Below are 2,370 nucleotides of genomic sequence, written 5' to 3' on the forward strand. Positions count from 1 at the left end.
CCCGGGCGGTGGTGCGGGCGGTGGTGCGCGGTGGGACGGGTCACGGGGTGTCCTTCCGGTCGGTGGTGGTGCCGGTCGTGGTGCCGGTCCCGGCGTCGAGGCCCAGCGCGTCCAGCAGCTCGGCGCGCGCAGCGTGCACGTGACCGGCTCGGTCGCCGAGGGCGTGCCGGTCGGCCGGCTCGTCGGCGGTCCCGCCGACGGCACCGTCGTCGTGACCAAGGCCGGCGGTTTCGGCACCCCCCGGACCGTCGTCGACGTCCTCGCCACCCTGAGGTCGTACTGTTCCCACCAGGAGGTAACCCCGTGAGCATCCCCACCCTCGCCGTCACCCTCGGCGACGTCGCAGGCATCGGCCCCGAGATCACCGCCAAGGCGCTGCTCGGCCACGACGACCTGCGCGAACGCTGCGTGCCCGTGGTCGTGGGCGACGCCGACGCGATGCGGCGCGCGGTCACGGCGCTCGGCCAGGACCCGGACGCGGTGCGCGTCATCGGCTCGCCGGCCGACGCCGCCAACGTCCCCGGCACGATCGAGCTGGTGCAGACCGGCCCCTCCCTCGCCGACGTGCCGCTCGGCGAGCTCAGCGCGGCCGCCGGCGACGGCGCGTACCGGTTCGTCGTCGAGGCCTGCCGCCTGGCGCGCGAGGGGCTCGTGGACGGCATCGTCACCCCGCCGCTCAACAAGGCGGCGATGCACGCGGGCGGGCACCGGTGGCCCGGGCACACCGAGCTGCTGGCACACGAGTTCGGCGTGCAGAACTTCAGCCTCGTGCTGTCGGCGGGCGACCTGTACTTCTTCCACCTCACCACGCACGTCTCGCTGCGGCAGGCGATCGAGGACATCACGCCCGAGCGCACGCGCGACGTGCTCGACCTCGCGGGCGCGTTCACGGCGGCGCTCGGCCGGCCGGACGAGGCGATCGGCCTGGCGGGCCTCAACCCGCACGCCGGCGAGAACCGCCTGTTCGGTGACGAGGACGCCGACGTGCTGGCCCCCGCCGTCGCGGCGGCACGCGAGCGGGGCATCAACGCGCACGGCCCGCTGCCCGCCGACGCCCTCATCCCCGCGGCGGTCAAGGGGAAGTGGAACATGGTCGTGGCCTGCTACCACGACCAGGGCCACGCCCCGTTCAAGGCCGTGTACGGCGACGACGGCGTGAACATCACCGTCGGCCTGCCCGTCGTGCGCGTCTCGGTCGACCACGGCACGGCGTTCGACATCGCCGGGCAGGGCATCGCGCGCGAGGCGAGCCTCGTGCTCGCGATCGAGCGCGCCGCCGACCTGGCCCCCGGCTGGGACCACGTCTGGCAGACGGCGCAGAAGGCCACGACCCGGTAATGCCTCCCCACCTCCCCGGACCCGACGGCACACCGCTGCACCGGCGGCTCGCGAGCGAGCTGCGCGCCCAGATCCTGGGCCGCGCGCTCGCGCCGGGCGCCCACGTGCCCACGGAGGCCGAGCTGCAGGAGCGCTACGGCGTGTCCCGCTCGGTCGTGCGGCAGGCGCTGGCGTCGCTCGAGCAGGAGGGTCTGGTGGAGCGGCGCCGCGGGCGCGGCACGACGGTCCGCGAGCGCGGCGAGCTGCACCGGCTCGTGCAGCGCCTGCCCGGCCTGTCCACGCAGATCGAGGACGGCGGCGGGCACGTGACCACCGAGGTGCTCGAGCTGGGCACCGAGCCGGCCTCCGAGGCCACGCGCGTGCTGGGCACGCCGGAGGTCGTGCACCTGCGGCGCCTGCGCGGCGCGGCCGGGGAGCCGATCGCCGTCATCGAGACCTGGCTGCCCGGCGAGCTCGCGGGCCTGACCGCGCAGGAGCTCACCGACGCCTCGCTGCACGCCACGGTCCGCCGCCGGTTCGGCACGCGGATCGTGGCCGGGCAGCGGCAGGTCCGCGCGGTGGGCGCCGACACCGAGACCGCCGGGCTCCTGCGCGTCGCGGTCGGCACGCCCGTGCTCGTGCTGGAGGGCACCAGCACCGACGGCGCCGCGCGCCCCGTCGAGGTGTTCCGCACGTGGCACCGCGCCGACCGGGTCGTGTTCGACGTCGCAGTCCTGGACGAGCCCGCGCCCGCCGGGCCCGAGCCCGCCGCGCCGGACCTGCGCGCCCGCCTCGAGTCGCTGGCGGCCGAGCTGCAGGCCGTGGCCCGCGAGCTGGGCGACTAGGTCACCAGCTCCCGCACCTCCCGCGCGAGGACCGGCCAGGTGACCGGCGGCAGGTCGTGCCCGACGTCGGGCAGGACCACCAGCCGCGCCCCGGGGATCGCCCGCGCCGTCGCCCGGGCCGCCGACGTCCGGATCAGCGGGTCGTCCGCGCCGTGCACCACGAGCGTCGGCACGCGGACCTCGCGCAGCCGTGGCCCGCGCCAGCGGG

Annotated in this window: 4 protein-coding genes; 3 read left to right on the top strand and 1 reads right to left on the bottom strand. The window is 76.7% G+C overall.

The window, feature by feature from the left end; all coding sequences use genetic code 11:
- From HLB15_RS23330 to HLB15_RS23340, 3 genes are all read left to right on the top strand, one after another.
- Positions 1 to 307, top strand: a 307-nt coding sequence (locus tag HLB15_RS23330) for a nucleotide-binding domain containing protein (RefSeq protein WP_212760281.1), incomplete at its 5' end; no start/stop codon positions are given.
- Entirely contained in the window at positions 304 to 1,338 is a 1,035-nt protein-coding gene (gene pdxA, locus HLB15_RS23335; RefSeq protein WP_171109121.1) for a 4-hydroxythreonine-4-phosphate dehydrogenase PdxA, read from the top strand. The genes HLB15_RS23330 and pdxA, both read left to right, overlap by 4 nt.
- Positions 1,338 to 2,162, top strand: a complete 825-nt coding sequence (locus tag HLB15_RS23340; protein WP_171109122.1) for a GntR family transcriptional regulator — start codon at positions 1,338 to 1,340, stop codon at positions 2,160 to 2,162. The genes pdxA and HLB15_RS23340 overlap by 1 nt, the downstream gene beginning before the upstream one ends.
- On the opposite strand, the gene HLB15_RS23345 is transcribed toward HLB15_RS23340, so the two are convergent.
- A partial coding sequence (locus tag HLB15_RS23345; RefSeq protein ID WP_171109124.1) for an alpha/beta fold hydrolase occupies positions 2,159 to 2,370 on the bottom strand: 212 nt, incomplete at its 5' end. The genes HLB15_RS23340 and HLB15_RS23345 overlap by 4 nt on opposite strands.

It is taken from the genome of Promicromonospora citrea (assembly GCF_013004695.1).
In the GTDB taxonomy this organism is placed as follows: domain Bacteria; phylum Actinomycetota; class Actinomycetes; order Actinomycetales; family Cellulomonadaceae; genus Promicromonospora; species Promicromonospora citrea.